Raw genomic sequence first — 770 nt, 5'->3', positions numbered from 1 at the left:
TGATAACCGTGTCTCAGTCAATCATAACTTAGAAAAAGGCAGTTATGAGCAGTGTTTTGCCTGTCGTATGCCGATTACGCAAGCTGAGATGCAAAGTCCTGCCTATATAAAGGGTGAGTCATGTCCGCACTGTATCGATAAAGCGACCGATGAGCAAAAAGCACGCTTTCGTGAGCGTGAGCATCAAATGCAATTGGCACAAAAACGTGGTGAAGCCCATATCGGTAGTGACGTCATTGATGTCATTGAGAAGCGCAAAGCAGCTAAGATCGAAGCTCGCCGTCAAGCAGACGCAGCCAATAAAACTAAAGCTGGCTAAATTTATGCCTTAGGGACATGGAAAATGCGATAAAAAAAGAGAGGCTCTTATGAATAGAGCCTCTCTTTTTTGTTATTCGCTATTTATAGCGCTAACTATAAATTTAAACTGTTATTACAAAACTTAAAACAAAATACGCACACGAATTGTCTCTTGAACGTCTTTTAGCTGATCTAAAGCCGCGGTTGAGTCGTTATAATCGACATCCATAACGAGATAGCCGACATCGCCTTCCGTCATCAAGCTCTGCGCCAAGATATTGATATTTGCTTCAGCAAACAGACGGTTAATCTGTGACAGGACGCCTGGTACGTTTTTGTGGATATGTAGCAGGCGATGCGTGCCTTCTTTAAACGGAATCGATACTTCTGGGAAGTTGACCGCCGTTGCTGTATCGCCTTGGTCAGAATATCGCACAAATTTATCTGCAACTTCCAGCCCAATATCTGCC

1 protein-coding gene and 1 pseudogene are annotated in these 770 nt (G+C 43.4%); one reads left to right on the top strand and one right to left on the bottom strand.

Translation table 11 applies throughout. The features are described 5' to 3' along the window. Positions 1-319: pseudogene (locus tag JMW90_RS13420) on the top strand (oxygen-dependent tRNA uridine(34) hydroxylase TrhO); the annotation flags it as partial. A gap of 123 nt (positions 320-442) precedes the next feature. Here JMW90_RS13420 and JMW90_RS13415 read toward each other — a convergent pair. Next, positions 443-770, bottom strand: a 328-nt coding sequence (locus JMW90_RS13415) for an ACT domain-containing protein (protein WP_201564744.1), incomplete at its 5' end; no start/stop codon positions are given.

The sequence above is a fragment of the Psychrobacter glacincola genome (assembly GCF_904846215.1).
Classification (GTDB): domain Bacteria; phylum Pseudomonadota; class Gammaproteobacteria; order Pseudomonadales; family Moraxellaceae; genus Psychrobacter; species Psychrobacter glacincola.
Note: the sequence above shows the minus strand (reverse complement) of the source record. Positions and strands in the feature narration are given on the sequence as shown.